Source organism: Rhodococcus sp. EPR-157 (assembly GCF_001647195.1).
Classification (GTDB): Bacteria; Actinomycetota; Actinomycetes; order Mycobacteriales; family Mycobacteriaceae; genus Rhodococcoides.
In genome coordinates, this window is sequence record NZ_LVCV01000336.1 from 1 (window position 1) to 3024 (window position 3024).

Below are 3024 nucleotides of genomic sequence, written 5' to 3' on the forward strand. Positions count from 1 at the left end.
GGTGAATACAACTCCTACAAGGACTTGCCGGTCACCCTGTACCAGATCCAGACCAAGTATCGCGACGAGGAACGTCCTCGCGCCGGAATCCTGCGCGGACGCGAATTCGTCATGAAGGATTCGTACTCCTTCGACCTGGACGAGGACGGGCTCAAAGCGTCGTACCACGCCCACCGCGAGGCCTACCAGCGCATATTCGCTCGCCTCGGCGTCAAATACGTCATCGTCGCAGCGACGTCGGGAGCCATGGGCGGCAGCGCGTCGGAGGAGTTCCTGGCCGAAAGCGACATCGGCGAGGACACCTATGTCCGATGCATCGAGTCGGGCTATGCAGCCAACGTCGAAGCCGTCACCACCGCTGCTCCCGACTCGCTCCCGATCGAGGGGCAGCCGGCCGCTGTCGAGTACGACACCGGCGACACTCCGACCATCGCGACACTGGTCGACTGGGCCGAATCCGCGGATCTCGGCCGTACCGTCACCGCTGCGGACACATTGAAGAACATTCTGCTCAAGGTGCGGCAACCGCGGGGCGAGTGGGAACTGCTCGCGATCGGCATTCCCGGAGATCGCGAAGTGGACGAGAAGCGTCTGGAGGCATCGCTCGAGCCGGCCGAGTTCGAACTCCTCGCCGATGCCGACTTCGAAGCGAGTCCTTTCCTGGTGAAGGGCTACATAGGTCCACGAGCGCTGCAGGCCAACGGGGTTCGCTATCTCGTGGATCCTCGAATCGTCGACGGCACGTCCTGGATCACCGGGGCCGATGCCAAGGGCAAGCACGTGGTGAACCTCGTCGCAGGCCGTGACTTCACGCCGGACGGCACGATCGAGGCGGCGCGAGTGCGCGACGGCGACATGTCGCCGGACGGTCGAGGGCCGCTGGTCAGCGCCCGCGGTATCGAAATCGGCCACATTTTCCAGCTCGGCTACAAGTACACCGACGCGTTCGCCGTCGACGTCCTCGGGGAAAACGGCAAGCCGGTCCGGCTCGTGCAGGGCTCGTACGGCGTCGGTGTCTCTCGTCTCGTCGCCGTGATCGCCGAGCAGATGCACGACGACAAAGGTCTGCGCTGGCCGGCCGCGGTTGCTCCGTTCGATGTCCACCTCGTCATCGCCAACAAGGACGATGCCGCCCGCGCGGGTGCCGAGGCGATCGCTGCCGAGCTGGATGTCCAAGGATTGGATGTGCTTCTCGACGACCGCAAAGCTTCGCCCGGGGTGAAGTTCAAGGACTCCGAGCTGATCGGAATGCCTCTCGTAGTCGTCGTCGGACGCGGGTGGGCAGACGGCAAAGTCGAAATTCGTGACCGGTTCACCGGGGAAAGCCGAGAACTGGACAAGGAGACGGCGACCGCCGAGATCGTGAAGGCCGCGCGCACTAGGAACTGATTTCACAGTCCCGGTCGGTTACTCGCTGGTAGCTTCGAGTAACCGACTAGGAGAGGTGACAGCGTGGCGCACGTTGCTTTGTTCGATCCCACAAAATTCGACACGACCCGATTCGACGACGAGACCGCCCGACAGCTGCGCGCGCTGATCGACTGGTTCGAAGGGCGGGGCAAAGCGCGATTGCTCGCCGATGATCTGGGTGCAGTCTGGACCAGTGACTTTCTCGAGTTCGTCGCGAAGGAAAAGCTGTTCGCGAACTTCTGCACGCCCGCCGCGTATTCCGACGGCGACCCGAACAAGCGCTGGGATGCTTTCCGCAATGCCGCGCTGAGCGAGATTCTCGGGTTCTACGGGTTGTCCTACTGGTATGCCTGGCAGGTCACCGTGCTCGGTCTCGGACCGATCTGGATGAGCTCGAACGACGCAGCAAAGTCCCGCGCCGCCCGCCTCCTGGACGACGGCGGTGTCACGGCGTTCGGATTGTCCGAGCGAGCACACGGTGCCGACGTCTACTCCACCGACATGCTGCTCGAGCCGACGGGCGAGAGCGGCGTCGAGTTCACCGCAGCGGGGGAGAAGTACTACATCGGCAACGGCAACATCGCAGGCATGGTGTCGGTCTTCGGTCGGCGTAGCGACATGGACGGTGCACCGGCCTACGTCTTCTTCGTCGCAGACAGCGGCCACGAGAAATACTCGTTGCGAGACAACGTCGTTCATGGTCAGATGTTCGTCAGTACGTTCGTGTTGGAGGATTACCCGGTTCGCGCCGAGGACATTCTGCACTCCGGCGCGGACGCGTTTTCGGCGGCACTGAACACAGTCAACGTCGGGAAGTTCAATCTGTGCACCGGATCCATCGGAATCGCCGAGCATGGGTTCCACGAGGCGATCACGCACGCGCACAACAGAATCTTGTACGGAAATCGCGTTACCGAATTCCCGCATGTCCGCGCAAGTTTCGTAGATGCCTACTCGCGCTTGATCGCGATGAAACTGTTCAGCGCACGGGCACTCGACTACTTCCGAACGGCAAGTCCCGATGACCGCCGCTATCTGCTCTTCAATCCGATGACGAAGGCGAAGGTCACCTCGGAGGGTGAGATCGTGGTGCGGACGCTGCACGACGTGATTGCGGCCAAGGGGTACGAGAAGGACACGTACTTCCGCGAGGCGGCGCAACTGATCGGGACGCTTCCGAAGCTCGAGGGGACCGTCCATGTCAACGTTGCGCTGATGCTGAAGTTCATGCCCGCGTACATGTTTGCGCCCGTCGAGTTTCCCTCGGTCGCAACGCGCGACGACGCCTCCGACGATACGTTCTTCTTCGCGCAGGGCCCGGCTCGTGGGTCGGGGAAAGTGCGCTTCCACGATTGGGCGCCGATGTACGAGAAGTATTCCGCTGTACCGAACGTCGCGCGCTTCTACGAACAGGCGCTGGCCTTCAAACAATTCCTGGCCGATGCGGCGCCCGACGAAGGGCAGCAGAAGGATCTCGACTTCCTGCTGAACGTCGGGCACCTGTTTTCGTTGGTCGTCTACGGGCATCTGATCCTCGAGAGCGCGGATGCGGTGTCCACCGAGGTGTTGGATCAGATCTTCGACTTCCAGATTCGCGACTTCTCGGCGTATGCC

2 protein-coding genes are annotated in these 3024 nt (G+C 62.3%); both read left to right on the forward strand.

The features are described 5' to 3' along the window. The coding region (locus tag A2J03_RS15425) for a proline--tRNA ligase (RefSeq protein ID WP_068375577.1) at positions 1-1389 on the forward strand (1389 nt) is incomplete at its 5' end. Positions 1390-1452: 63 nt separating this feature from the next. Then, positions 1453-3024 (forward strand): acyl-CoA dehydrogenase (locus A2J03_RS15430; protein WP_068375579.1); only part of this gene is annotated, 1572 nt, incomplete at its 3' end.